The sequence below is a fragment of the Corallococcus sp. EGB genome (genome assembly GCF_019968905.1).
GTDB lineage: Bacteria > Myxococcota > Myxococcia > Myxococcales > Myxococcaceae > Corallococcus.
Genome location: NZ_CP079946.1, coordinates 6,224,824 through 6,249,481 on the forward strand (window position 1 = coordinate 6,224,824; position 24,658 = coordinate 6,249,481).

The 24,658-nt window shown below is 70.6% G+C and carries 21 protein-coding genes; 13 read left to right on the plus strand and 8 right to left on the minus strand.

What is annotated here, in order from left to right; all coding sequences use genetic code 11:
• The first annotated feature begins 3 nt into the window (after positions 1 to 3).
• Entirely contained in the window at positions 4 to 768 is a 765-nt protein-coding gene (locus KYK13_RS25560; protein ID WP_223634494.1) for a CvpA family protein, read from the plus strand.
• On the opposite strand, the gene clpX is transcribed toward KYK13_RS25560, so the two are convergent.
• A complete protein-coding gene (gene clpX, locus KYK13_RS25565) occupies positions 758 to 1,834 on the minus strand; it encodes an ATP-dependent Clp protease ATP-binding subunit ClpX (RefSeq protein WP_223634497.1) in 1,077 nt (358 codons plus the stop codon). The genes KYK13_RS25560 and clpX overlap by 11 nt on opposite strands.
• A gap of 235 nt (positions 1,835 to 2,069) precedes the next feature.
• Here clpX and speA point away from each other — a divergent pair, with 235 nt between their 5' ends.
• Positions 2,070 to 4,076, plus strand: coding sequence for a biosynthetic arginine decarboxylase (speA, locus tag KYK13_RS25570; RefSeq protein ID WP_223634500.1), 2,007 nt, complete (start codon positions 2,070 to 2,072; stop codon positions 4,074 to 4,076).
• Between the two features lie 13 nt (positions 4,077 to 4,089).
• Here speA and KYK13_RS25575 read toward each other — a convergent pair whose 3' ends face one another.
• From KYK13_RS25575 to KYK13_RS25585, 3 genes are all read right to left on the minus strand, one after another.
• Positions 4,090 to 4,617: a hypothetical protein gene (locus KYK13_RS25575; protein ID WP_223634503.1), complete on the minus strand. Its 528-nt coding sequence runs from the start codon at positions 4,615 to 4,617 to the stop codon at positions 4,090 to 4,092.
• A gap of 122 nt (positions 4,618 to 4,739) precedes the next feature.
• Entirely contained in the window at positions 4,740 to 5,168 is a 429-nt protein-coding gene (locus tag KYK13_RS25580; protein WP_223634506.1) for an OsmC family protein, read from the minus strand.
• A gap of 45 nt (positions 5,169 to 5,213) precedes the next feature.
• The gene (locus KYK13_RS25585; protein ID WP_223634509.1) at positions 5,214 to 6,437 is read right to left on the minus strand and encodes a deoxyhypusine synthase family protein; all 1,224 of its coding nucleotides are present in this window, start codon (positions 6,435 to 6,437) and stop codon (positions 5,214 to 5,216) included.
• Between the two features lie 194 nt (positions 6,438 to 6,631).
• On the opposite strand from KYK13_RS25585, the gene KYK13_RS25590 reads away from it, so the two are divergent.
• The gene (locus tag KYK13_RS25590) at positions 6,632 to 7,462 is read left to right on the plus strand and encodes a PHP domain-containing protein (protein ID WP_223634511.1); all 831 of its coding nucleotides are present in this window, start codon (positions 6,632 to 6,634) and stop codon (positions 7,460 to 7,462) included.
• Between the two features lie 3 nt (positions 7,463 to 7,465).
• Here the strand turns inward: KYK13_RS25590 and KYK13_RS25595 are convergent, their stop codons facing one another.
• Positions 7,466 to 9,016, minus strand: a complete 1,551-nt coding sequence (locus tag KYK13_RS25595) for a methyl-accepting chemotaxis protein (RefSeq protein WP_223634513.1) — start codon at positions 9,014 to 9,016, stop codon at positions 7,466 to 7,468.
• A gap of 259 nt (positions 9,017 to 9,275) precedes the next feature.
• On the opposite strand from KYK13_RS25595, the gene KYK13_RS25600 reads away from it, so the two are divergent.
• Together KYK13_RS25600 and KYK13_RS25605 are read left to right on the plus strand one after the other, a co-directional pair.
• Entirely contained in the window at positions 9,276 to 9,644 is a 369-nt protein-coding gene (locus KYK13_RS25600; RefSeq protein WP_223634515.1) for an NADH-quinone oxidoreductase subunit A, read from the plus strand.
• 9 nt (positions 9,645 to 9,653) lie between these two features.
• Positions 9,654 to 10,217 (plus strand): NADH-quinone oxidoreductase subunit B, encoded by a 564-nt coding sequence (locus tag KYK13_RS25605; protein ID WP_223634517.1) that lies wholly within the window; start codon positions 9,654 to 9,656, stop codon positions 10,215 to 10,217.
• An 87-nt stretch (positions 10,218 to 10,304) separates the two neighbouring features.
• Here the strand turns inward: KYK13_RS25605 and KYK13_RS25610 are convergent, their stop codons facing one another.
• Entirely contained in the window at positions 10,305 to 10,673 is a 369-nt protein-coding gene (locus KYK13_RS25610) for a PaaI family thioesterase (protein WP_223634519.1), read from the minus strand.
• A complete protein-coding gene (locus KYK13_RS25615; RefSeq protein ID WP_223634521.1) occupies positions 10,663 to 12,846 on the minus strand; it encodes a sulfatase-like hydrolase/transferase in 2,184 nt (727 codons plus the stop codon). Before KYK13_RS25615 ends, KYK13_RS25610 begins: the two co-directional genes overlap by 11 nt.
• Before the next feature lie 157 nt (positions 12,847 to 13,003).
• On the opposite strand from KYK13_RS25615, the gene KYK13_RS25620 reads away from it, so the two are divergent.
• The 8 genes from KYK13_RS25620 (at position 13,004) to KYK13_RS25655 (ending at position 21,982) form a co-directional block, all read left to right on the plus strand.
• Positions 13,004 to 14,278 carry an adenylate/guanylate cyclase domain-containing protein gene (locus KYK13_RS25620; protein WP_223634523.1) on the plus strand — a complete coding sequence of 425 codons (1,275 nt, stop codon included), beginning with the start codon at positions 13,004 to 13,006 and terminating at the stop codon, positions 14,276 to 14,278.
• Between the two features lie 172 nt (positions 14,279 to 14,450).
• On the plus strand, positions 14,451 to 14,969 hold the full coding sequence (locus KYK13_RS25625; protein WP_223646760.1) for an NADH-quinone oxidoreductase subunit C: 519 nt from the start codon (positions 14,451 to 14,453) through the stop codon (positions 14,967 to 14,969).
• Positions 14,970 to 14,982: 13 nt separating this feature from the next.
• On the plus strand, positions 14,983 to 16,242 hold the full coding sequence (gene nuoD, locus KYK13_RS25630) for an NADH dehydrogenase (quinone) subunit D (RefSeq protein WP_223634526.1): 1,260 nt from the start codon (positions 14,983 to 14,985) through the stop codon (positions 16,240 to 16,242).
• Entirely contained in the window at positions 16,239 to 18,128 is a 1,890-nt protein-coding gene (locus KYK13_RS25635; protein WP_223634530.1) for a 2Fe-2S iron-sulfur cluster-binding protein, read from the plus strand. Before nuoD ends, KYK13_RS25635 begins: the two co-directional genes overlap by 4 nt.
• A gap of 2 nt (positions 18,129 to 18,130) precedes the next feature.
• Complete coding sequence (locus tag KYK13_RS25640) at positions 18,131 to 19,576, plus strand: complex I subunit 1 family protein (RefSeq protein WP_223634533.1); 1,446 nt, start codon at positions 18,131 to 18,133, stop codon at positions 19,574 to 19,576.
• A gap of 27 nt (positions 19,577 to 19,603) precedes the next feature.
• A complete protein-coding gene (locus KYK13_RS25645) occupies positions 19,604 to 20,356 on the plus strand; it encodes an NADH-quinone oxidoreductase subunit I (protein ID WP_223634536.1) in 753 nt (250 codons plus the stop codon).
• A gap of 175 nt (positions 20,357 to 20,531) precedes the next feature.
• Positions 20,532 to 20,891: a ferredoxin gene (locus tag KYK13_RS25650; RefSeq protein WP_223634539.1), complete on the plus strand. Its 360-nt coding sequence runs from the start codon at positions 20,532 to 20,534 to the stop codon at positions 20,889 to 20,891.
• Positions 20,892 to 20,908: 17 nt separating this feature from the next.
• A complete protein-coding gene (locus KYK13_RS25655) occupies positions 20,909 to 21,982 on the plus strand; it encodes a S9 family peptidase (protein WP_223634541.1) in 1,074 nt (357 codons plus the stop codon).
• An 8-nt stretch (positions 21,983 to 21,990) separates the two neighbouring features.
• On the opposite strand, the gene KYK13_RS25660 is transcribed toward KYK13_RS25655, so the two are convergent.
• Positions 21,991 to 24,597, minus strand: a complete 2,607-nt coding sequence (locus KYK13_RS25660; RefSeq protein WP_370645162.1) for a CHASE2 domain-containing protein — start codon at positions 24,595 to 24,597, stop codon at positions 21,991 to 21,993.
• Between the last annotated feature and the right edge of the window lie 61 nt (positions 24,598 to 24,658).

Genomic DNA, 24,658 nt, shown 5'->3' on the forward strand with positions numbered 1-24,658 from the left:
CGCATGGTCATCGACCTCATCCTCCTGGGCATGGTGCTGTTCTTCGGCATCCTCGGCGCCCTCTCCGGCGCCGCCCGGCAGGTGGCCAACTCCGTGGGGCTCGCGGCGGGCTACTTCGTCTCGCGCAAGCTCGCGCCCGTCGTCGCGCCCAAGCTCGCCGTCGCGCTGGGCTCGCCGCTGCTCATCGGCACGCTGTTCGGCACGGTGCTGCTCTTCGTCGTCACGTGGCTCACCGTGCGCTACGCGCTGGGCGCGCTGCTCCTGCGCTTCCTCTCCGGGAAGGATCCGGACGAGCGCGGGCTGGACCGCTCCCTGGGCTTCATCCTCGGCGGCGGGAAGATGGCCGCGCTGTTCTGGGTGTGCCTGAGCGCGCTCACCTTCATGGAGCAGCACGTCATCGTCGCCGGCAAGCGCATGGGCGTGGCCCCCAAGGACTCCGTCGCCTTCGACCTGTCCCGCCGCTTCAACCTCTTCGAGATGACGCAGTTCGCGCCCCTGGAAGACCTGGTCCGCGTGGCCCAGGCCGCGCACGACCCCGCCAAGGCGAAGAAGCTCCAGGACGACCCGGCCTTCAAGGCGCTGCGCAAGGATCCGCGCTTCCAGCTCGCGCTGTCACGTCAGGACCTGCAGGACGCGCTGGAGCGCGGCGACACGCAGGCCCTCTTGCGAAACGACGCGGTCCTCCAGCTCATCCAGGATCCGCAGGCGGCGGCACGGCTGGGCGCCGCCGCCCGGGCCTCCGAGAAGCCCTCGCCCGCTAGGCGTTGAGCTCCACGTCGTCCAGCGCCGCGAGCCGCGCCTTCACGAACTCCGCGTCCACCGTCACCTGGCGGTGACGCTTCTCCGGCGCCTCGAACATGATGTCCGACATCACGTGCTCCAGGATGGAGCGCAGGCCGCGAGCCCCCAGCCCACGCGACATGGAGTAGCGCACCACCTCGCGCAGGCCGCTCTCCGGGAACTCCAATTCAATCTCGTCCAGGGACAAGAGCTCCTTGAACTCGCGGGTGATGGCATCCGGCGGCTCGGTGAGCACGCGCAGGAGGTCGGACTCGCCCAGCCGCTCCAGCTGCACCATCACCGGCATGCGGCCGAGGAACTCCGCCATCATCCCGAAGTCCACCAGCTGCTTGGTGGAGATGCGCTTCTCCTTGCGCTTCGCGCCCAACGTGTCCGCGCCAAAGCCCATGGCGCGGCCGCCCTCGTCGCCGTAGTCGTGCAGGTCGCTGAACGTGCCCGCGCAGATGAAGAGGATGTCGCGCGTGTCCACCTGCACGAAGTCACTTTTGTTCCACGCCTGCGTGACATTCATGGGCACGTGCACCTCGCGCCCCTCCAGGAGCTTGAGGAGCGCCTGCTGCACGCCCTCGCCGCCGATGTCGCGGCTGCCCGCGCCGTTGCGGGCGCCCTGGGTGCGGCGGGCGATCTTGTCCACCTCGTCGATGAAGATGATGCCCCGCTGGGTGTCCTCCACGGAGTGGTTCGCCTTGAAGAGCAGGTCGGACACCATCACCTCCACGTCCTTCCCGTAGTAGCCCGCCTCCGTGTACTCGGTGGCGTCCACGGTGGTGAACGGGACGTGGAGGATCTCCGCCAGGTTGCGCGCGATGTGCGTCTTGCCGCTGCCCGTGGGACCGATGAGCAGGATGTTGGACTTCTTGATGAGGGACTGCCGGCGCATCCGCCGCGCCTGGACTCGCTTGAGGTGGTTGTGCGCGGCGATGGCCACCGCTCGCTTCGCGGCGTCCTGACCGATGACATAGCGATCCAACCGTTCGAAGATCTCCCGCGGGGTCAGTGGCGCTGCCTCTTCCCTGCGTGCGGACGACTCCATGTACCCTCCCCTTCTCTCCACCCGGCCTCCCTGCGCTGCTTGGATGGAAGGGTAGGAATTGGATGCTGGCCGGCCCACCAGGGCCAGGGGCCCGCCTGGTGCCCCTGCTCGCCTGCCTGCCCTGGGAACAGGCGGCTATTGAATGGATGGGGCGTTTCCGATAGTCCGGCCCCCCTCCCGTGTTCATGGGAGTTTCCACCCCCGCCGCGCGCTCCACCGGAGGCACGAAACAACGATGGCCGCTCCCTCCCCTCAGCACCGCTGGACCCTGGCCGATGCCCACGAGCTGTACGGCATCCGCAACTGGGGCTCGCCCTACTTCGGCATCAACGACAAGGGCCACGTGTGCGTCCACCCGGACGGGCCCGCCGCTCCGAGCATGGACCTCAAGGAGCTGGTGGACGAGGTCCGCCGCCGGGGCATCGGCCTGCCGCTGCTCCTGCGCTTCACGGACGTGCTGCGCCACCGCGTGGTGCACCTGAACAACGCGTTCAAGAAGGCCATCGCGGATCAGGGCTACAAGGGCCTGTACCGGGGCGTGTACCCCATCAAGGTGAACCAGCACCGCTACGTGGTGGAGACCATCATCGAGGCGGGCAAGGAGCACACCTACGGCCTGGAGGCCGGCAGCAAGCCGGAGCTGCTCGCGGTGATGGCGCTCCTGGACAGCGAGGACGCGCTCGTCATCTGCAACGGCTACAAGGACGAGGAGTACATCGAGACGGCGCTCTTCTATTCGCGCCTGGGCCGCAACGTCATCCTCGTGGTGGAGAAGCCCAGCGAGCTGCCCCTCATCGCGGAGGTGGCGCGCCGCACCGGCATCACCCCGCGGCTGGGCATGCGCGTGAAGCTGTCCACGCGCGGCGCCGGCAAGTGGGAGGCGTCCGGCGGTGACCGCTCCAAGTTCGGCCTGTCCTCGTCGGAGCTGATGTCCTGCATCGGCTTCATGAAGGACGCGGGCCTGCTCTCCTCCTTCGAGCTGCTGCACTTCCACCTGGGCAGCCAGATCTCCAACATCCGCAACGTGAAGAACGCGCTGCGCGAGGTGGGCTGCTTCTACGTGGAGGTGGCGCGCCAGGGCGCGCCGCTGAAGTACCTGGACGTGGGCGGCGGCCTGGGCGTGGACTACGACGGCTCCCAGACGAACTTCGCCTCCTCCATGAACTACACGACGGAGGAGTACGCCAACGACGTCGTCTTCGGCGTGATGGAGGCGTGCGACCGCGCGGGCGTGCCGCACCCCACGCTCGTCTCCGAGTCCGGCCGCGCCGTGGTCGCGCACCACGCCGTGCTGGTGGTGGACGTGCTGGGCACCAGCGAGTTCGACCCGTCCCACACGCCCGACAAGGTGGATGAGAAGGCGCCCTCCGTGGTGCGCAACCTCTGGTCCACCTTCCGCGAGGTGACGAACAAGAACGTCATCGAGGCCTTCCACGACGCGCAGGACGCCAAGGAGGAGAGCCTCCAGCTGTTCTCCCTGGGCCACCTGTCGCTGGAGCAGCGCGTGGCGGCGGAGAACCTCTACTGGGCCATCTGCCACAAGATCCTGCGCGTGGCGCGCGAGGCCGGGGAGATTCCGGAGGAGCTGGAGGTCCTGGAGAAGCAGCTGTCGGACACCTACTTCTGCAACTTCTCCGTGTTCCAGTCGCTGCCGGACTCGTGGGCCATTGATCAGCTCTTCCCGATGATGCCCATCCACCGCCTGGCGGAGAAGCCGACCCGGCGCGCGACGCTGGCGGACATCACCTGCGACTCGGACGGGAAGATCGAGCACTTCATCGACAAGCGCGAGGTGAAGGACGCGCTGGAGCTGCACGCGCTCAACAGCGACGACTACTACCTGGGCATCTTCCTGGTGGGCGCGTACCAGGAGATCCTGGGCGACCTGCACAACCTCTTCGGGGACACGCACACGGTGCAGGTGTCGCTGGCGCCGGGCGGCGGCTACCTGATTGACCACGTCGTCGCCGGGGACACGGTGACGGAAGTGCTCAACTACGTGAGCTACAACAAGGACGACCTCGTCGCGAAGCTGCGCAAGTTCACGGAGCTGGCGCTGCGCCAGGGGCGCATCACCCTGGACGAGTCGCGCAACCTGCTGCGCGTCTACGAAGACGGCCTGTCCGGCTACACGTACCTGGAGCGCGAGGTGGACGCGACGTTCACCTCCGCCAGCCAGCTGCGCCTGCTGCCCGGGCCGGACACCGGGACGCGCAACCCCGTCTCGCCCTCGGGGACCTGAAGCCACTGACGCCTCAAGCCTCCGCCGGGACCGGTGCCGCTTCGCCGGTCTCGACGGACGTGTCGCTGAACGCGGCATCCGTCGAGCGCAGCCGCAGCGTCTGGAGCGTCTCCAGCTGCCCGTCGGCGCGCTCGGCCAGGAAGACGAAGTCGAACCGCGCCAGGCGCGGCTCCCTGGCGGACATCCGCTCCAGGGTCCTCCACAGGGACACCCGCCCGTGGGAGCCCACGCACAGCCCCTCCAGCTCCACCAGCCGGCTCAACGGTGAGTAGCGCAGCCAGGAGCCGTTGAGCTTCAGCCGCGACAGCTTCTCCGCCAGCCAGGCGCCGCCCACCTTGAGCGGATCCACCCGGACCTCCAGGGCGGCCATCACCGTGAGCAGCGTGGCACGGTCCTGCTCCAGCAACGGAATGAGCGTGGCCAGGTACTGGCCCACCGGGTTGCTGCGGTTCTCGCGCTCCGTCCGCTTCGCGAGGTCCAGGCCCACGGTGGAGCCCAGCAGGTGATCGTTGAGGTAGATGCCCAGTCGCTTCACATTCATGCCGCGAGCCCCTCCTCCGAGGCATCCGATGACCTCAGGAGGGTGGGCACGGCGACCGCTTGCCGCACGACGTCAGCGGGACTTGGAGGGCAGGCGGCCCCCCGAGCCCCTTCACGGCCGCTTCAGTCCGGATAGCCGAACGACGTCGTCACCTTCACATCCGGGTGGAGGCTGCGCGCCACGGGGCACTCGTGGGCGATCTTCTCCAGCAGGGTGCGCTGGTCCTTCGTGAGGCCGGCTGGCATCAGGATGGACAGCACCAGCTCGCCAATCTTGCGCGGCGGCGGAGTCATCCGCTTCTCCACCGACGCGCGCACCTCGCCCAGGGTGAAGCCCTCCTTGCCGGCCATGAGGTGCATGGTCGTCACGACGCAGGACATCAGCGCGGTGGCCACCAGGTCCGTGGGGGAGAAGCTGCCGCCGGTGCCGCCGTTGTCCTTCGGCGCCTCCGTGGGCAGCGTCGCGCCGGACGGGCCGTGCGTGACCTGCGTCTTCAGCTGGGGGGCACTGACCAGGGACATCACCACACCGGTCGCGGGCTGCTGACTCATCACCGTCTCCTTGGGACTTGGGGCCTTGGGTGGAAGGACTGCGCGCTAACGGACGAAGGCGTCGTGGGACTTCGCGTCCTCCTCGGAGGAGGGCTCGGCGTCCTCGACGCTCCAGTCCAGCGTCTTCATCAGGGACTTGCTGCGCTTCTTGACGTCCGCGTCCAGGAACTTCACCGCGTCGTCCATCTTGTCCATCAGACGCATGGGCTTGCGCTTGTTCTTGGGCTCGCTGAACAGCGCGTGCGTGAGCCAGGGGAACACCGCCGTCACGTCGCAGTGCACGTACATGGAGCCCGTCTCCACCGCCTCCACGGACACCTTGCCCCAGGTGTGGCCCTCGCCGGCAGGGCAGCTGGACAGCGCGCCGTTGTCCACCGGGTCCACGCAGAACTGCACGTCGATGTCGAAGCCCGACGTGGGGACGTTGAGGATCTGATCCAACAGCGGCTCGCCCTGGAGCGTGTAGTTCTTGGGCACGCCGCCGCCCAGGATCCAGATGGCCAGCTTCCCGCTCCCGTGGTGGCGGCAGTAGTGCTGCATGGCGGCCATGGAATAGACGTCGTCGTTGATGTCGAGCTCGAACTTGAACTCGTCACCCAGCAGGCGCTTCAGCTTCACGACGTTGAGGAAGATGGAGCCGTCCTGCACCGCGCCCACCCAGATGGGCACGCCGTGCTTGTAGCAGGTGGACAAGAGCGACGGCTGCTTCACGCCCAGCTGCTTCTCGATGCCGTGGATGGCCTTGCCCAGGAGGTAGTGGAACTCCGGGGTGGTCATCTTCCGCTGGAACTGCGGCTGCCGGAGGATGGCGGAGAAGAGGCGGTCGGTGTCGAGCAGCGCCTCCTCCCAGAAGCCCAGGTCGTAGATGCGGATGATGCGCGCCAGGCGGTACTGGAGGTCGCCCGCGTTGGGGTTCACCTCGCGGATGCCGTGGCCGATGATGCGGTGGGCGTCGTGGTAGAGGTTGGCGCCCGTGGTGGTGATGGCGGAGATGATGCCCTTCTCCACCAGCGGGATGAGGCAGGACTGGTGCAGGCCCGCGGGCGTCATGGCGCCGGACAGCGTGAGGAAGATGGACGCGTCCTGCTGCACGGACTGCTGCATCAGCTCGAACGCGGTGCGCTCCTGCCGGCCCACGTAGGCGCTGAACGCGTGCGCGAGCAGCTCCGCCGGCTTCTCCTTGCCGGTGATGGGGCGCGGATCCGCCTTGCGCGCGTTCGCGTAGGCGGCGCGAAGGGAGGACTTCTTCGGGGTCGGGGTCTTGGCCATGGCGCGGCGATCTAACACCCCCCGCCTGCCAAGGGGAGCCCGCCTTCAGCCCCTCCCCTGCCGGCGGGGCCGCCACCGGACAGGAACAAAACCGCCGCCGTGCGGATTCACACAGGGTCCGCTCTTCCGGCCCCTTCCCATGGGCAGATGGCGTAAGAGTGCCCGCCTCGCCGCCCCCGGAGGGTCTTCCAGCCGTGATCGACCTGCATTCCCACACCACCGCCAGTGACGGCCAGTACCCGCCCTCGGAGCTGGTGGCGAGAGCCGCCGCCGCGGGCGTCACCGTCCTGGCCGTGACGGACCACGACACGGTGGCGGGGCTCCGCGAGGCGGAGGCGGCCGCCGCCGCGCACGGCGTCGAGCTGGTGCCCGGCATCGAGCTGTCCGCCTTCGTCTACGGCAAGGAGGCCCACATCCTGGGCCACTTCCTGCGCCCGGAGGACCCGGACCTGTCGCGCTTCGCGGACCGGCTGCGGGACGAGCGCACCCAGCGCATGGAGGCCATGGTGGCCCGCCTGCGGGAGCTGGGCTTCCCGGTGCGCATGGAGCAGGTGCGCAAGGTGGCGGGGGACGCGCAGCTGGGGCGGCCCCACCTGGCGCGGGTGCTGGTGGATCAGGGCTGGTGCGTGGACGTGAAGGCCGCGTTCGACCGCTTCCTGGGCACGGGCCGCGCGGCGTGGGTGGAGCGCTTCAAGCTGGACGGCGCGGAGGCCATCCGGCTCATCCGCGGTGCGGGCGGCACGGCCACGCTCGCCCACCCCGGCTCCTCCAAGATGGAGCGCCCGGAGATCCAAGCGCTGGCGAAGGCGGGCCTCGCGGGCCTGGAGGTCCTCAGCATGGACCACAACCCCGCGGTGCGGCAGAAGTACCTGGCGCTCGCGGCGGAGTTCGACCTGGTGCCCACCTTCGGCAGCGACTTCCACGGCGAGGCGGTGGCGCCCGACCACCGCCTGGGCGTGGCGGCCATGCCCCTGGAGCTGTTCCAGAAGCTGCGCGCCCGCGCGGCGTCGGCCCGCGCGGTGTAGGGCTCAGGGCCGGGGCTGCTGGGCCTTGAAGCGGCTCGTGACGGCGGTGAGCCCTTCGGCCACGGCCTGCAGGTCCTGGGCGATGCGGGTGGTGCGGCCGGTGGCGTCCACGCCCTGCTTCACCAGGTCCGCCACGTTGCGGGCCCCCTGCACCGCCTGCTCGCTGGACTGGCGCTGCTGACGGGTGGCGATGGTGATCTGCCGCGCCGCCTCGCTGGTGCCGCGCGCCAGCTCCACGATGCGCAGGAAGACGGAGGAGGCCTGCTCCGCCACCTCCACGCCCCGGTCGCTCGTCGCCATGCCCACGCGGGCCTTGGACGCGGCCTCCTCGCCGGAGTCCTGCACCTTCTCCACGATGCGGGCGATGTCTCGCGCGGACGCGGACACGTTCTCCGCCAGCTTGCGCATCTCCGCGGCCACCAGGGAGAAGCCCCGGCCCACGTCGCCCGCCTTGGTGCCCTCGAGCGCCGCGTTGAGCGCCAGCAGGTCGCTCCGCTCCGCCACCTGGTTGATGACCTGGGCGATCTTGGAGACCTGCTGCAGGTCCTTGTTCAGCCCCACGATGGCGTCCGCCACGCCCTTGGACTCCGTGCGGATGTCGTTGATGCCGCCCACCACCTGCGCCACCACCGCCATCGCCTCCGCGACCGCGTCATGGGTGCGCCGCGCGCTGGACTCCACCACCTCCGTGGACGAGGAGATCTGCTCGGCGGTGCGGGAGAGCTCCTCGAACGTGGCGGCGATCTGCTGCGCGTACGCGGCCTGCTGGCTGATGACGTGCTCCTGGTCCGCGGAGGCGCCCATGAGGCCGCGCGACGCGCTGGACAGCTGCTCCGTGCGCGTGACGAGCTCCATCACCGTGGAGCGCAGCGTGCCCAGCATCTCGTTGAAGGAGGTGGCCATCTGCCGCACCTCGCCGGCGGCGGACACGTCCAGCTCGCCCCGGAACACGTCGCCCCGGGCCACCTCGCGCGCCACCTGCGTGACGCGGGACACGGGGTCCGCGATGGCGCGGCTGATGATGACCGCCAGCCCCAGGCCCAGCACCGCGGCGCCCAGGTAGCCCAGCAGCGAATAGCCCTCCGTCGCCGCCAGCGCCGCCATCACCTCCTGGGTGCCGAAGCCCGCCAGGTACTCGCGGCCGTCGCTCACGCAGCGCACCACCACCTGGTCCGGATGCCGCGCCACCGTGCACCGGCCCTCCGCGGGCTGGGACGGCTTCTGCAGCCCTTCGGGCACCTGCCCGCGCGTGGCCACCACCGCGCCGTCCGAGCGCCGGGTCAATTCCTGGAACGTCAGCGTGAAGCCGCCGGACTCCACCTGGGACAGGACGTCGTCCCGCCGCGCGCGGGCGTCCGGCGCGGAGTCCGGCAGCGCGAGCCAGGGGTGGCGCACCACCAGCGTCCCCAGCGTCACGGCCCTGCCGGCCAGGACCTCCAGGCCCGCGGCCTTCTGACGGGCGGGAAAGTACATCCCGGTGAAGAACACCACCGCGACGCAGGGAACCAGCACCGCGATCGCCACCTGCATCCGCAAGGTCAGCCGGCCCCACATGTCGCGACGCTCCAGTGATGGCGGAAAAAGAAGGACAGCCCGCAGACGCTAGGCGTGCGCTCCCCGCAGCGTCAAACCGGCCCGGGCACGGCGCGCCGCCGGCTGATCCACCGCGAGTCCGGGGGTGGGCGTCCGGGCGGTGGACGGGGGAACCGGACGGGCCCGGCATTTCGGCCCTCTTCTCAAGGGGTTGGCGCCCATGGCGTGGGGGTGTTTCCCTTTGACACGACGCCAGCGGTGTCGTTAGGGTCCGCGCCCGATGACTACCCCTCTCGCACCGTACCTGCCGATGGCGGTGGTGCTCCTGCTGGCCGGTGTCATGGGGATGATCATCCCCCAGGTCACCACCCGGCTGGGCCCCAAGCGCCCGAGCAGCACCAAGTCGGCCCCCTTCGAAGCAGGCTCCGAGTCGAGCGGCCCCGCTCGCCAGCGCTTCGCCGTGAAGTTCTACGTCATCGCGCTGCTCTTCATCGTGTTCGACGTGGAAGCGGTGTTCCTGTACCCCTGGGCGGTGAACTTCCAGGCGCTCGGCTGGTTCGGCTACGTGGAGATGCTGGTTTTCGCGGCGACCCTGATCGTGGGCCTTATCTACGTCTGGAAGAAGGGCGCTCTCGACTGGGAGAGCTGAGGCAACACCATGGCTGACACCGACATCGCTCCCATCATGACCACCCGCCGGGATGAAGCCATGGGCTTCTTCCAGAAGCTGGTGTCCAAGGGCCTGGGCTGGGCCCGCAAGTACTCGCTGTTCACCTACCCGTACGCCACCGCGTGCTGCGGCATGGAGTACATGTCCGTGGCCGCCAGCCGGCACGACATCTCCCGCTTCGGCGCGGAGTTCCCCCGCTTCTCGCCGCGTCAGGCGGACCTGCTGATGGTGGTGGGCACCATCAACCTGAAGCAGGCCCCCATCCTCAAGCGCGTCTACGAGCAGATGACCGAGCCCAAGTGGGTCGTGTCCTTCGGCGTGTGCGCGTCCTCGGGCGGCTTCTACGACAACTACGCGGTGCTCCAGGGCATCGACCGCATCATCCCGGTGGACGTCTACATCCCCGGCTGCCCGCCGCGTCCGGAGCAGGTGCTGGACGGCCTGATGCTGCTGCAGGACAAGATCGGCAACCAGACGCACCGGCTGCGCGACGTCGGCCAGCCCAACGAGACCGCGGAGCACCACGCCCGCATGCTCGCCGCCGGCAAGTAGTCCCCAGCCCCCCGGCCTCACCCCCGCGGGCCCCGCGCCGCCTCTTGGAGAAGAGGCCGGTGACGGGGCCCGAGGCGTTCCAGGGGCCTACCAGCGGTGGTACGCGGGGTGGCCTTCCTTCACCGCGACGAAGGTGCCGCGGCAGGTGGCCGTCACCTTGCCGTTCGCTCCCGTGAGGGTGCCCTCCACGACGACGCGGTCGCCCTCGATGGACACGGGCTTCGCGGACAGGTGCACGGGGCCCATGGGCGTGGGGCGCTTGAGCGTGATGGCGTAGTCGGCGGTGACGGTGCACGGCGGGGTGGCCGCGCCCTGCGCCTTCATCAGGTGGTACGCCGCCGTCCAGTTGCAGTGGCAGTCCAGCAGCGCGCCGATGATGCCGCCGTTGAGCACGCCGGGGAACGCCTGGTGGTGCTCCTCGGGCGTCCAGTCCGCGACGACGAGGTCACCCTCCACGCGGCTGCGGATGCGCAGCCCTTTCGGGTTGGCCGGGCCACACCCGAAGCAGGCGTTGTGGGGGGCGTACGTTTCCTGGAGTCCGCGAGTCGTTTCGGTCGTCGACATGGCCGGCCACTCTACGTGAGGCGGCGTCCGGAGCGCGCTCCCGCGTATCGTCCAGCCAGTCCGCCAGCGCCCGCGCGTCCGGCCCTGCACAGTCGCCCGAGCAGCCGCGGTGCACGCTGCCGTCCGCCTGCGGCCGGTCCACCACCCAACGCAGGCCGTCGAAGGCGCCGGTGTCCTTCTCGCGCAGCACCGCCTCGCCTGCCTCCTCGCCCATCTCCACCACGCCGTCCGGGCGCAGGCGGTACGCGTCGAAGGTGCGCGGCGCGCCCGGCCAGTGGCCCGGGTCGAACACCTCCGGGCTCACGTGCGTGTAGCCCGTCTCCGCGTACAGCGGCGCGAGCGGACGCGACTCGCCGCGCAAGAGCGGCCCGAGCGACGCCCCGTCCGCCTCCGGCAGCCCGCCCAGGCCGGCCAGGTCCAGCAGCGTGGGGCCCACGTCCACCAGCCGCGCCAGCGCGTCCACCTGGGAGAGGCCCCCGCCGCGGCCGCCGGGCAGCTTCACCGCGAGCAGGATGCGGTTCTCCTCGTCGCCCAGCCGCGCGCCGTGCACGGACGTGGCGCCCGCCAGGTCCGGCCGGTCCGCGTGGAAGCTCTCGCCGTGGTCGGACATCAGCACGATGAGCGCGTCGTCGTAGCGCCCGGAGGCCCGGAGCGCGTCCAGCAGCGTGCCCACCTGCGCGTCCGCCTGCGCGAGCAGCTCGTCGTAGAGCCCCTCCGCGCCCTCCCGGCTCCACGCGCCCTTCGCCCCCGGCGCCACCGGCGCGAAGTGCATGCGCAGCCGGCGCTCCAGCGGCTCTGAGGAGGACACGTAGCGGCGGTAGAACGGGTACACCGGGTCGCCCGGGAAGTGCGCCGCCGTGGCGTGGAAGGCGAAGAGCAGCGGCCCCTCCCCTGCCTCCGCCACGAGCCCGTCCGACAGCCGGCGCGCATAGCCCATCGGATCATGGATGCCGGCCAGCGCGCGGTTGTCGATGAACTCGGGCACCCACGCGGCGCCAACGGCGTTGTCCGCGAAGAGGCCCAGCGCCCGGTAGCGCAGCTTCTCCAGCGCGAAGTTGAGCGCGCCGCGCGGAGGCTGCCAACGCGTGGCGAAGCCGGAGGCCGGGCCCTCGAAGTGGAAGCGCGAGCAGTCCGTGGCGAACACCGTGCGCCACCCGGCCTCCGCGAAGCGCTGCGCGAAGGTGGGCGCCAGCACGAGCCGCGCATCCGGCGTCAGCGGGTAGCGCACGCCCGTGCGGAACGGCCAGCGCGCGGTGAGCAGCGAGCGCCACGCGGGCTCCGTCTGCGCGACGGGCGTGTAGGCCCGGGTGAAGAGCGTGGCGTCCTGGAGGAAGCGCTCCACATGGGGCGCGACACCGCGCCCCGTCGCGCCCAGCCGGTCCGGCCGGAACGCGTCGATGCCGATGAGCACCACCAGCGGCTGCCGCACGGAGGGTCCCACCCGGCGCACCGTCACCGCCACCGCCAGGACCACGACAACCGTCACCACCACCGCCGACACGACACGCTCCACCCGCCGGGCCGCGGCGCCACCAGAGGCCCCAAGCCGCGACAGCGCCCGGACGCGGCGCACCGCCAGCACCACCAGATGGACCGCCACCCACGCCCCCGCCGCCGCGCGCGCCTGCCAGGGCTCGCCGTGCTCCACCAGCCACGCCAGCGCCGGCCGCGCCGCCGGCAGGTCGTCGAAGAGGGCGGGGCGCGCCAGCGCCCGGTCCCACGCCCAGAGCAGCAGCAGCACCAGCCAGTGCGGCACCATCACCGCCAGCGCCACCCACCCGCCCCGCCGGGTCCAGGCCGAGGCCAGCACCGCGGCGGCGAGCCCCAGGAGTCCGCCCGCGACGACGTAGACAGCCACCACGCGCAGGACGACGTCGGGCAGCAGCGGCCGGACCGCCGCCGCCAGCGCGGCGTAGGGGCCGTCCAGTGGCATGTCCACGCCCACCACCCCGGCCTTGAGCAGCCAGGCCGTCTCGGCGGCGAAGAGCAGCAGCCCCAGCAGGGCGCCGAGGGCCAGGCGCCCCGAAGTGGCACGGAGAGAGGAGGCGACGGACCGCACGGACATGTCTCCAGCGTCTACCCCGTCCAGGCGTTTTCGCGCCAACTCTGTGTTCCAGCGGCCTTTCCAGGAGCACCTGACGTGCATGGCGCGCACTCCCGGTGCAAGATGGCGCCCCCGTCGTTCCAGACCGGAGCTTCCCTCGGCCCGAGGGGCCGCGCCCATGTCATCCAGCGCCACGCATCGCGACACCCTGCAGGAGTCCGTGCGCCGCGCGCTCGCCGTGGAGCGCCAGTCCAACGGACGGCACCTGGCCTGGGTCCGGCTGGGAGCGGTGGGCGCGCTCTTCACCATGGCGGTGTACCTGGGCCGCGTGCGCGGGCTGCACGACTGGGACGTCTATCTGGCGCCGTTCACGCTGTACTTCGTGTGCACCACCGTCGTGGCCGTGGCGGTGACGGCCTCCGCGAGCATCGCCCGCTGGGCCTCGCTGTCCGTCGCGTTCGTGGACGTGCCGGCCGTCTACTGGCTGCAGCACCTGGCGCTGCCCGTGTCCCCATCCCCGGGCGGAGTGGCCGGCTTCACGCTGGGCATCTTCGCGGCGCTGGTGCTGCTGTCCGCGCTGAGCCTGCGGCGGCCCATCACCGTGCTCGTCATGGGCATCGGCATCCTCGCGGAGGTGAAGCTCCAGCAGGAGGCCGCCATCGGCGCGGGCGCCCAGGTGGCCGGCGCGGTGATGCTGGCCATGGCGGCCGCGGGCGCCTCCCGGCTCCTCCAGCGCATCCGCCTCTTGTCCGCCGCCGTCACCCAGGAGGAGCTCCAGCGCGCCCGCCTGGGCCGCTACTTCTCCCCCGCCGTCGCCGAGCGCCTCCAGGACCGCGACTCGCCCGCCCCGGAGCTGCGCGAGGTGTCCGTCCTCTTCGCGGACGTGCGCGACTTCACCGCCTTGAGCGAACGGCTGCCGCCCGAGCAGGTGGTCACCATCCTCAACGAGTACTACGGCCGCATGGTGGAGGTGGTGTTCCGCCACGGTGGGACGCTCGACAAGTTCATCGGGGACGCACTGATGGTGTACTTCGGCGCCCCGCTGCCGGACGCCCACCACGCCCGGAGCGCCACCCGGTGCGCGCTGGACATGGTGCGGGAGCTGGAGGCCGTCAACGCCGAGCGCGCGGCCCGGGGCGAGCCCGGCCTGCGCATGGGGGTGGGCGTGCACACCGGGCCCGTGGTGCTGGGCAACATCGGCTCCCCCTTCCGGCGCCTGGAGTACACGGCCATTGGCGACACGGTGAACCTGGCCAACCGCATCGAGCGGCTGACCAAGGGCTTCGGGGTGCCGGTGCTCGTCTCCCAGGCGACCCGCGAGCAGGCGGGTGACGCCTTCCGCTGGGCCCCCGCCCCCACCGCGCTCGTCCCCGGCAAGAGCCAGCCGGTGGTGACGTTCATCCCCGAACCCGCCGAGCACGCCCCGGTGCTGGGCCCGGACGTGGCGGCCTGACCGCCGCGCCGGCCGTGCCCGGGCAGGCAGGGGGTGGACCGCGACGCGGGCTACTGGACCACCTAAGTGGCCTACACGGTTGAGGGTTTACGTTGACGCCTCCCGCGAACGGTCCTTATAAAGCCGCGGTTTCCTCTGTCGTAGATCGAGGCCCCCCTTGAGCATTTTCGCGTTGGATCGGGTCGCCGCCCAGTTCCCCGAGGCGGTCGCGGAGCGCTACGTCGACCGCGCCGGCGGAGCCTGGGCCGTCATTCATGCGGAGTGGCTGCCGAAGGTCGCCACCTTCCTGAAGATGGACCCCGAGCTGGACTTCAAGCTGTTCGGCTCCGCGGACGCCGTGGACCGTCTGCACCTGGCGGAGAGCGATCCTCGCTTCGAGGTCGTCTACTTCCTCTACTCGCTCAAGCGGAAGGAGCACGTGCGCCTGAAGGTGCGCGTGACCGAGACCCGCCCGGAAGTGCCCTCCCTCACGCCGCTGTACCGCGGCGCCAACTGGTGGGAGCGGCTGGTGTTCGACTTCTACGGCATCCGCTTCACGGACCACCCGGACCTGCGCCGCATCCTCCTGTACGACGAGTTCCAGGGTCACCCCCTGCGCAAGGACTACGCGCTGCGAGACCGCCAGCCGTTGATCCCCGAGCGCCCCATCAAGGACATCTTCCGCGGCCCCGGCACCAGCGGCATCGCCTGATCGAGACCTCACCATGGCCGACAGCCACAACATCGACGCGCAGAAGCCGCACAACCCCGACACCGACGGGTTCGCCCACGAGGAGTCGGAGCTGGAGTCCCACCTCCAGTCGAAGCACATGGTCATCAACATGGGCCCCTCCCACCCGGCCACGCACGGCACCGTGCGGCTGAAGGTGGAGCTCGAGGGTGAGACCATCGTCAAGATCGACCCGGAGATCGGCTTCCTCCACCGCGGCTTCCAGAAGAGCTGCGAGAACGTCACCTGGACGCAGTGCCTGCCGTACACGGACCGGCTCAACTACCTGTCCGCGATGATGAACAACTTCGGGTTCCTCAACGCCGTGGAGAAGCTCATCGGCCTGGAGATCCCGGAGCGCGCCCAGTACATCCGCGTCATCGGCAGCGAGCTGCACCGGCTCACCGACCACCTGACGTGCGTGGGCGCCACCGGCCTGGAGATGGGCGGCTTCGCGCCGTTCCTCTACGGCATGGAGGCCCGCGAGCTCATCCAGGACCGCGTCACGGAGCTCACCGGCGCGCGCCTCACCACCAGCTTCGGCCGCGTGGGCGGGCTCAACCGCGACCTGCCGGAGGGCTGGTCGGAGAAGGTCAAGAAGACGCTGGACCGCACCGAAGAGCTGCTCGTGGAGATGGACGGGCTGCTCACGCGCAACCGCATCTTCGTGGACCGCACCAAGGGCACCGGCGTCATCAGCGCCGAGGACGCCATCGACTACGGGTGGACCGGCCCCGCGCTGCGCGCCTGCGGCGTGGACCACGACCTGCGCAAGGTGCAGCCGTACTGGGTCTACGACCGCTTCGACTTCGAGGCGGTGGTCGGCCAGCACGGCGACAACTACGACCGCTACCTCGTGCGCCTGGAGGAGATGCGGCAGTCCATCAAGATCATCCGCCAGGCGTTGGACACCATCCCCGCGGGCCCCATCATCGTGGACGACTGGCGCATCGCGCTGCCGCCCAAGCCCGAGGTGTACGGCACCATCGAAGGCGTGATGGCGCACTTCAAGCTGGTGATGGAGGGCATCCAGGTTCCCCCCGGCGAGGTCTACGACGCGACGGAGGCGTCCAACGGCGAGCTGGGCTGGTACCTGGTGAGCGACGGCCGCGGCCGCCCGTACAAGGTCCACGTGCGTGCCCCGGGCTTCCCGGTGCTGTCGGCGCTCCCGCACATCATCCAGGGCAAGATGATCGCGGACCTCGTTCCCACCTTTGACACCATCAACATGATCGGCGGCGAGGTCGAGCAGTGAGCGACAACGACACGAAGAAGCCTACCGGTGACGCGCAGACGCCCCCCAAGGGCGCGCCCACCGACACGCCCGCGGCCAAGGTCAGCCCGGAGCCGTCCAACCCGCCCGCGGGCGCGAAGCTGGACAACCCGCCCGCGGCCGCCAGCGGCCCCACCGGCACGCCTCCGCCCAAGCCGGCGGCGCCCGCCGGCGGCCCTCCGCCCAAGCCACAGCCCAAGAACCCGGGCTTCGTGACGGCGGTCATCGACGGCAAGGAAGTCGTGGTGAAGCCGGGGACCAACATGATCGAGGCGGCCAAGACGGTCGGCTCGGAGATCCCCTACTACTGCTACCACCCGCGCCTCTCCATCGCGGCCAACTGCCGCATCTGCCTGATTGAGGCGTCCAACGCGCCCAAGCTCGTCCCCGCCTGCCAGACGCCCATGGCCGAGGGTCAGGTCATCAAGACCACGACCCCCAAGGTCAAGGAGCAGCAGCGCGCGGTGATGGAGTTCCTGCTCTTGAACCACCCGGTCGACTGCTCCATCTGCGACCAGGCCGGTGAGTGCAAGCTGCAGGACTACTACATGAAGTACGACTACAAGCCCTCGCGCCTGGAGGGCACCAAGGCCCTCAAGCACAAGCGCAAGGTGCTGGGGCCCCGCGTCGTGCTGGACCAGGAGCGCTGCATCATCTGCACGCGCTGCGTCCGCTTCATGAATGAAATCCCGAAGGAGCCGCAGCTGGGCGTCTTCGGCCGTGGCAGCCACGAGCGCATCGACGTCTTCCCGGGCAACGAGCTGGACAGCAACTACTCGCTGAACACCGTGGACGTGTGCCCGGTGGGCGCGCTGCTGTCGCGCGACTTCCGCTTCAAGGCGCGCGCCTGGTTCCTGTCCGCCACGCCTTCCGTCTGCACGGGCTGCTCGCGCGGCTGCAACATCTCCGCGGACTGGATGTCCCAGGACACCTACCGCTACCGCCCGCGTGAGAACGAGGCCATCAACAAGAGCTGGATGTGCGACCAGGGCCGCCTGTCGTACAAGGACCTGAACGTGGGCCGCGTGCTGTCCGCCCGCGTGGGCCGCGGCCTGCAGGCCCCCGGCACGGTGCAGCCGGTGCTCACCCGCAAGGACGCCGCCCTCGCCGCGGTCAAGGCGCTCAAGCCGCTCGCGGGCTCCAAGCAGCTGGCGGTGCTGGCCTCGCCGCTCGCGTCCAACGAGGACCTGCTCGCGGGCCTGACGTTCGCCAAGGCGGTGCTGGGTGTCACCAACGTCTTCGTGGGGGGCCGGCCGCAGGGCAAGGCGGACCACTACCTGATGACGGCGGACAAGAACCCCAACCGCCAGGGCCTGGCGCTCATCGCCAAGGGCCTGGGGCTGTCGCTCAAGGGCTTCGACGAGCTCACCCCGGCCATCAAGGCGGGCCAGGTGAAGGCGCTCTACGCGCTGGGCGCGGAGGTCCCCACGGACGCGGCCGCGTTCGCGGAGGTCGCCGCGTCGCTGGAGGTGTTCGTCGTCCAGGCGCAGAACGAGTCCCCGGTGACGGCGCAGGCCACGGTGCTGCTGCCCGCCTCCGCGCACATCGAGGACGAGGGCACGTTCACCCAGCAGGACGGCATCACCCAGCGCTTCCGCAAGGCGTACCCCTCCAAGGGTGACGCGGTGCCGCACTGGAAGTGGGCCACGGAGCTGACGCGCGAGCTGGGCGGCGAGGCCGCCGCGGCCTCCGCGCGCGACGTGTGGCGGGCGCTCTCCGGCCAGGTGGCCGAGTTCGCCGAGTTCAACTGGGACAAGGCGTCTCCGCCGGACCGGGAGAAGCCGGGCATCAATCCGCTGCCGTCGGGGGCCGACGGCCGTCCGCCGGGCTACCGCGAGTTCGGCGCGCCGCGCGTGAGGGGCATCTGACCATGAGCCGCATCCTGACCATGCTGTTCGCCATGGCCTTCATCGTCTTCGCCATCGCTGGCGGAGTGGCCTCGGCGTATCTGGTGGGCTACCTGGCGGAGGAGTACCTCTTCGCGGGCGCCAGCCGTCTGACGAACATCATCTTCCTGATGCTCGTCTTCGTGATGATCACCGCCACGCTGCTCACGCTGGCGGAGCGCAAATGGTCCGCGTTCATGCAGGACCGCGTGGGCCCCAACCGCGCGCGCCTGTCCGCCATCCCGGGCCTGGGCAACCGCTCCCTGGGCGGCATCCCGCACATCATCACCGACGTGCTGAAGATGCTGACCAAGGAGGACTTCGTCCCCGCGGCGGCCAACCGCTTCCTGTTCAACCTGGGCCCCATCCTCGCGTTCGCGCCGGTGTTCGCGCTGTTCGCGGTGGTGCCCGCCGGGCCGTCCGTGAACGTGTTCGGCAAGACGGTGGACATGGTGGTCGCCACGCCGGACTTCGGCATGCTGTACCTCCTGGCCATCGCGTCGCTCGCCGTCTACGGCACGTCGCTGGCCGGCTGGTCCTCCAACAACAAGTTCGCGCTCCTGGGCGGCGTGCGCGCCTCCGCGCAGATGATCAGCTACGAAGTGGCCCTGGGCCTGTCGCTGGTCGGCCTGTTCCTGGCCTTCTCCTCGGTGCAGCTGCCCACGCTGGTGGGTGACGTGGGCAACGCGCTCGTGTCCGGCACCGGCCAGGCCAGGTACCTGTGGCGCAGCGACGGCGCCTTCGACCTGGGCCTGCCGGCGTGGGGCATCTTCATCCAGCCCCTGGGCTTCATCGCGTTCTTCGTGGCCTCCTTCGCGGAGACCAAGCGCGCGCCGTTCGACGCTCCGGAAGGCGAGTCGGAGATCATCGGCTACTTCGTGGAGTACTCCGGCATGAAGTTCGGCATGTTCATGATCTCCGAGTTCGTGGAGGTCGTGGTGCTGGCCGGCGTGACGACGTCGCTCTTCTTCGGCGGGCACCACCTGCCCTTCGGCGGCGAGTGGCTGGCGGCTCAGCCCTTCATGCAGGAGCACGGCTGGGTGTACGGCACCCTCCTGGGCACGGTGTTCTGGATCAAGGTCATCCTGCTCATCTGGGTGCAGCTGGTGATCCGCTGGACCTTCCCGCGCTTCCGCTACGATCAGATCCAGAACCTGGGCTGGAAGATCCTCCTGCCCGCGGGCCTGGCCAACGTGTTCATCAGCGGCGCGCTGGTGCTGTGGGATCCGTCCCTCAAGGCGCTGGGCGTGGTGGGCCTCCTGGAGATCGGCTTCGTGCTCGCCCTGACGATGACGTCGGGGGCCAAGGCGGCGGACGTGCACGACGCGGCGCACGGCCACGGGCACGACGCGCATGGCCACGGACACGACGCGCACGCCCTGCAGGCGCACGCGGACCCCCACTCCCATTCCCCGGCGGGCGCGCACTAGCGCGGTCCGGAAGCGAGACAAGTCACCATGGCGTTCAATGCTTCCCAGGATCCGCGCACGGACCTCCGCGAGCGGATGTACATCCCGGAGCTGCTGCGCGGTCTGGCCATCACGACCAAGCACTTCTTCCGCAACATGTTCGGCACGCGCGACCCCAACCCCCAGGTGGTGGACCGCACGGGCACGAGCCTGATGACCACGGTGGAGTACCCGGAAGAGAAGCCCATCTATCCGGAGGGCTACCGTGGCCTGCACCGGCTGGTGCCGCGCGACGACGGCAAGCCGCGCTGCGTGGCCTGCTACATGTGCGCGACCATCTGCCCCGCGCAGTGCATCTACATCGAGGCGGGTGAGTACGAGCGCGAGGCCACCGACAGCGAGTCGGCGGTCATCGAGAAGTACCCCACCCAGTTCGTCATCGACGAGCTGCGCTGCATCGTGTGTGGCCTGTGCGTGGAGGCGTGCCCGAAGGACGCCATCCGCATGGACACGTACATGCACACGCCGTCCGAGTACAACCGGCAGAACTTCGTCTACGACATCCCGAAGCTGCTCAAGGGCCCGGCGGTGTCGCACCCGTCCGACCCCTGGAACAAGCGCGAGAGCTCCACGGAGCCGGCCCACGTCCACAAGGAAGCGCACACGCGCATCGGCGAGGGACAGGCGGACCACGGCCACGGCAAGCAGCTGGGCGCGGGCCACGGCCACGCCAAGCCGGGCGCCGGACACGCGGTGGTGACGCAGCAGGGTCCCATCCAGGTGACGAAGTTCATCAAGTAGTCCGCGTTTCGCACCGCGAGGGGTGTGGCCCTTTCGCCGCCCCCGTCGCGCGCACCCCGGCCCGCCTCCTTCCCGCCGTCAGGGAAAGGGCGGGCCGGAGCCTTTTCAAGGGGCATGTGGTGATGCTGCAGCTCTTCAATGCGCATGGTGCCGGCCTGGCACGGGGAGGCCCGCCGTGAAGCGCTACCGGATGTCGGTGTGCAAGGGCAGCAGCTGCCGCGCGGGCGGCTCGGACGCGGTGCATGTGACGGCACGCGAGCTCTTGTCGGAGAAGGGGCTGCAGGCGCGCTGCGAGCTGTACCGCGGCGGCTGCTACGGCTTCTGCCACATGGGGCCCAACGTGGTGGTGCGCGAGGACACGGGCCGCAAGCGCGACCCGCTGTCCCCGGAGGACTACCAGCTCATGGGGTGGCCCGGAGAGGTGTACTACTCCGGGATGACGCCGGAGAAGATGCGCCGCGTGGTGGCCGAGCACATCCAGGACGACGCGCCGGTGCGTGAGCTGTTCGGCCAGCCGGACTCCGGCGACGACTGAGGTCCAGGAGGCAGGCCGTGCTTCGTGTGTCCTCTTCTCCCCTCCTCCTGGCGGGGCTCGTGGGCCTGCTGGTGCTCGGTGCGTGTTCGCGGCCCGTCGTCCCGGCGCCGGCGCCCCAGAAGGTGCTCGGTGCGCATGCGGACGCGGACAGTCCTCGTGTCGTGGGCACGGCGCTCGTTCGGGACGGCGACTCCCGCGAGGAGTTGCTGCGGCGCCATCCCCGTGTGGAGCCCGACGCGGCGCTGACGTCCACCCTGGCGGCCATCCTCGCGGACTCCGGGCAGCGCCTGCGCTGGAGCGCGGCCCCCGCGGAGGACCTGTCGTGTGACAACGGCGATGTCCGCTTCCGGATCCAGGTGCGGGTGCCGCCCGCCTGCCAGGAGCGCGCGTGTCCCGTGCTCGCCTTCTACACCACGGGCTGTCCCCGGCCGGGCTACCACTGGCGTCCGGAGTTCTTCCTCCGCGCGGGCTTCATCTACGCGGAGCCCGCGGTGCGGGGCACGGCCTGCTCCGAGGACTGGGCCCGCGCGGACGATGGTCCCCTGCGCGTGGCGGCGGCCACGGACCTGGAGGCCGCCAGCCGCTGCCTGCACCAGCGGTTCACGCGCGACGGAGTGGTCCCCAAGGTGGGCATCTTCGGTTGGAGCTACGGAGGCAACCAGACGCTGATGGGCATGACGCGCTTCGCGGGCAGCTACGACGCGGGCTTCGCCCTGGCCGCCAAGACGGACATTGGCTCCTTCCTCTCCCAGACGACGCCGGAGCTGCGTCAGGCCCGGGCCTCCGAGTACGGCGATCCGGAGCAGGACGCGGAGCGGCTTCGCGCCATCTCGCCCATCACCTACGTGGACCGGGTGGAGGCCCCCATCGCCGTGAAGCTGGACGCGAGGGACCCCAAGGTGTCGCTGTCGGACGCGGACGTCTTCGTGCGCGCGCTCCGGGCCCGGGGCCAGGACGCGTCGCTGATGATCGTCCCCGAGCACGCGCACCTCACGGAGCGCCCGGAAGAAATCACCTTCGAGCACGCCCACCTGCTCCAGTTCTTCACCGCGCGCTTCGGCATGCCCCTGCGGGTCGACACGCGCCCCTGACGGCCCGCCTAGCGCGGGTCCGTGCTGCGGCGGCCCCAGCGGATGACTCCGTCCCAGTCCTCGGGCGGCGGCGTCTGGATGAGGTGCTGGCAGCGCTGGACGTAGACGCGGGCCACCGGGTCGCCGTGCTCCACGGTGCAGCGGCGGAACAGCTCCTGGGCCAGGATGAAGTCGCGCGCGTAGTAGGCGGTGAGGGCCTTCTCGTAGAGGGCGATGCCCGCCTGCTTCTCTTGAGAGAACTCGCCCCGGCGGCCCAGCAGCTCGTGCACGCGCACGGGCTGGGGCCGGTCGCGCAGGAGCACGCGGTCCACCTCGCGGAAGACGTAGGCGTCGCTGGCGAGCTGCGCGGTGGCCTGCCCCACCAGCACCTGGGTGCCGTACTCCTTGTTGGCGGCCTCCAGCCGGCCGGCCATGCCCACCGCGTCGCCCATGACGGTGTAGTGGGACTTGAGCTCGCTGCCCATGTCGCCCACCAGCAGGTCGCCCGTGTCGATGCCGGCGCGCACCGACAGCCGGTGGCCGAACTGCTTCTCCCAGAGGGGCTGCTTCTGCGCGAGCGCCGCCTGGAGCTTGAGGGCCGCCTCGCAGGCCAGGTGCGCGTGGCGGTCCGTGCGCACGGGCGCGCCCCAGAAGGCCATCACTGAATCGCCGATGTACTTGTCCACCTGGCCCACGGTGGCGCGCACCACGGCGGTCATCTCCGTGAGGAAGGTGTTGAGCAGCGGCACCAGTTGCTCCGGCGGCAGGGCTTCCGACAGGCGCGTGAAGCCCTCGATGTCGCAGAGGTACACGGACATCTGGCGGCGCTCGGGCTTCATCAGGCTCACGTCGCGCGCCACCAGCCGCGCGACATCCGGGCTCACGTAGCGGCCCAGCGCGCTGTGGACGAACTCGCGCACGTCCTGCTCCGTGCGGAAGGCGTAGAGCGTCGTCACCAGGAAGGCGAGCCCGCCGGACCACAGCGGCCCCGCGACAGCGATCCACAGCTGGTCGTGGACGAAGACATAGCCCGCCGCACCCACGTAGCCCGCCCCCGCCGCCACCGCCACGCAGACGAAGAGGAAGGCGCCGCCCACGGAGCGAAGCAGCCAGCTGAAGGACAGCGCCAGGAACGCGCCGAAGAACGCGAGCGCCATGGTGGCGAGCATGTCCACCTTGGGCGGCGCGCGGGTGATTCCATCCGACGCGAGGATGTTGGCGAGCGCCTGGCCCAGCACCGCGCCGTTGGCGATGCCCGGGCCGATGGGCGTCACCCGGCGCTCGGGGGCGTAGCTGCTGGTGTTGGTGAGGATGACGGCGCGGCCGTCCAGGTCGTGGTCGAAGCGGGCGGGCCGCGCCTCCTGCTTGTCGAAGAGGTTGAGCAGCACGTTCCACGCGCGGATGGAGCGGGCCAGCGGGCCTCGCGCGCCTCGGGTGGCCGCCGGGGCCTCCCAGCGCAGGAGGCTGTAGCCGGACGCGTCCATGGGCACGGAGTACTTGTCGCCGATGTAGAGCCGTCCGTCCGCGTACCGCAGCTTCTGCGTGCCCGCGAGCCGCATCGCGGCGGCCAGGGGCAGCGAGGGAAGGACGTAGCGCGCACCGCCGCGCGGGCTGTACGCGACGAGGTGGGGCACGCCGCGCACCACGCCGTCGGGGTCCGCGGGCAGCGTGGTGGCGCCGTAGCCGCTGGCGGGGCTGAGCAGCGGCGTCACCGGGTGCTGGAGCTGGCGTACCTCCAGGAGCTTCTCCGGGTCCAGCCCCTGCACCTGCACGGAGGCCAGGGCGAGGAACAGGTCCGACGGCGCGACGCGGAAGGCGTCGTCCGCGGCGCGGCGCTCCTGGATGGACGCGGAGGCGGCGCCCAGCTGGTCGCCCAGGCTGCGGCCCTCGCCCTCGTCCGCGACGCCGGCCCAGACCTCCACGTCCTTGCCGGCGGGGATGAGGAACGCGGGGCGCTGGAGGGCGAGGACGGCCTGGGCGCGGGCGCGGGCCTCGGTGACGCCGGGGTAGCTGCCCAGCCGGACGCGGTAGGGCCACAGGCGGCCGGTGGGGGACAGCGAGCGGGTGCCCTCGGCGCCCCAGCGGAAGGCGAGCACGGAGTGGCCGGGGTCCTGGTCCAGGAGGGCGCGGAACGCGTCGTCGTCCTGGGACAGGGCGCCGCGGCCGGAGCGCGTGGGGGTGACGCAGGCGCGGGGGCTGAGCTCCGGGTAGGCGAAGTCCAGCATCACCACGGAGGCGCCCTCCTCCACCAGCCGGTGCACCATGCCGCCCATGACCTGGCGCGGCCACGGGTACGCGGCGATGTCCGCGCGGGGGCCCTGCTGGGCCTCGGCGAGCGTGTCGTCGTCGATGGAGACGAGCACGACGCGGTCGGAGCGCTCGGAGACCTCGCCCAGTTGGCGGATGCGCCAGTCGTAGAAGACGCGCTCGCCGCCGTCCAGCGCATGGGAGAGCGCCTCGATGAGCCCGGAGGGTGAGAACAGGGGCGCGGGCGTGTCGTCCGGGCGCGAGGGGCGCGTGGCGCGCTGGGAGACGAGCAGGCCCAGCAGGCAGCCGAACAGGGCCGCCATGACGAGCGAGAAGCCGAGCCGGTGGAGGAAGCGGCGGCCGGAGGAGTGGATGCGGAGGCGTTGCACGAGCGGCGTCCAGGATACCGCTTTGGCGGCCCGCGCCCATGGGCAACGCGCGCGGTATGGT

Excerpts from the sequence above, each read along its gene's own strand:
- clpX (WP_223634497.1), bottom strand. The coding sequence starts at position 1,834 with ATGGAGTCGTCCGCACGCAGGGAAGAGGCAGCGCCACTGACCCCGCGG.
- KYK13_RS25560 (WP_223634494.1), top strand. The coding sequence starts at position 4 with ATGGTCATCGACCTCATCCTCCTGGGCATGGTGCTGTTCTTCGGCATC.
- KYK13_RS25575 (WP_223634503.1), bottom strand. The coding sequence starts at position 4,617 with ATGAATGTGAAGCGACTGGGCATCTACCTCAACGATCACCTGCTGGGC.
- KYK13_RS25645 (WP_223634536.1), top strand. The coding sequence starts at position 19,604 with ATGGCGTTCAATGCTTCCCAGGATCCGCGCACGGACCTCCGCGAGCGG.
- KYK13_RS25615 (WP_223634521.1), bottom strand. The coding sequence starts at position 12,846 with ATGTCCGTGCGGTCCGTCGCCTCCTCTCTCCGTGCCACTTCGGGGCGC.
- KYK13_RS25585 (WP_223634509.1), bottom strand. The coding sequence starts at position 6,437 with ATGGCCAAGACCCCGACCCCGAAGAAGTCCTCCCTTCGCGCCGCCTAC.
- KYK13_RS25595 (WP_223634513.1), bottom strand. The coding sequence starts at position 9,016 with ATGTGGGGCCGGCTGACCTTGCGGATGCAGGTGGCGATCGCGGTGCTG.
- KYK13_RS25600 (WP_223634515.1), top strand. The coding sequence starts at position 9,276 with ATGACTACCCCTCTCGCACCGTACCTGCCGATGGCGGTGGTGCTCCTG.
- speA (WP_223634500.1), top strand. The coding sequence starts at position 2,070 with ATGGCCGCTCCCTCCCCTCAGCACCGCTGGACCCTGGCCGATGCCCAC.
- nuoD (WP_223634526.1), top strand. The coding sequence starts at position 14,983 with ATGGCCGACAGCCACAACATCGACGCGCAGAAGCCGCACAACCCCGAC.
- KYK13_RS25605 (WP_223634517.1), top strand. The coding sequence starts at position 9,654 with ATGGCTGACACCGACATCGCTCCCATCATGACCACCCGCCGGGATGAA.
- KYK13_RS25620 (WP_223634523.1), top strand. The coding sequence starts at position 13,004 with ATGTCATCCAGCGCCACGCATCGCGACACCCTGCAGGAGTCCGTGCGC.
- KYK13_RS25640 (WP_223634533.1), top strand. The coding sequence starts at position 18,131 with ATGAGCCGCATCCTGACCATGCTGTTCGCCATGGCCTTCATCGTCTTC.
- KYK13_RS25580 (WP_223634506.1), bottom strand. The coding sequence starts at position 5,168 with ATGAGTCAGCAGCCCGCGACCGGTGTGGTGATGTCCCTGGTCAGTGCC.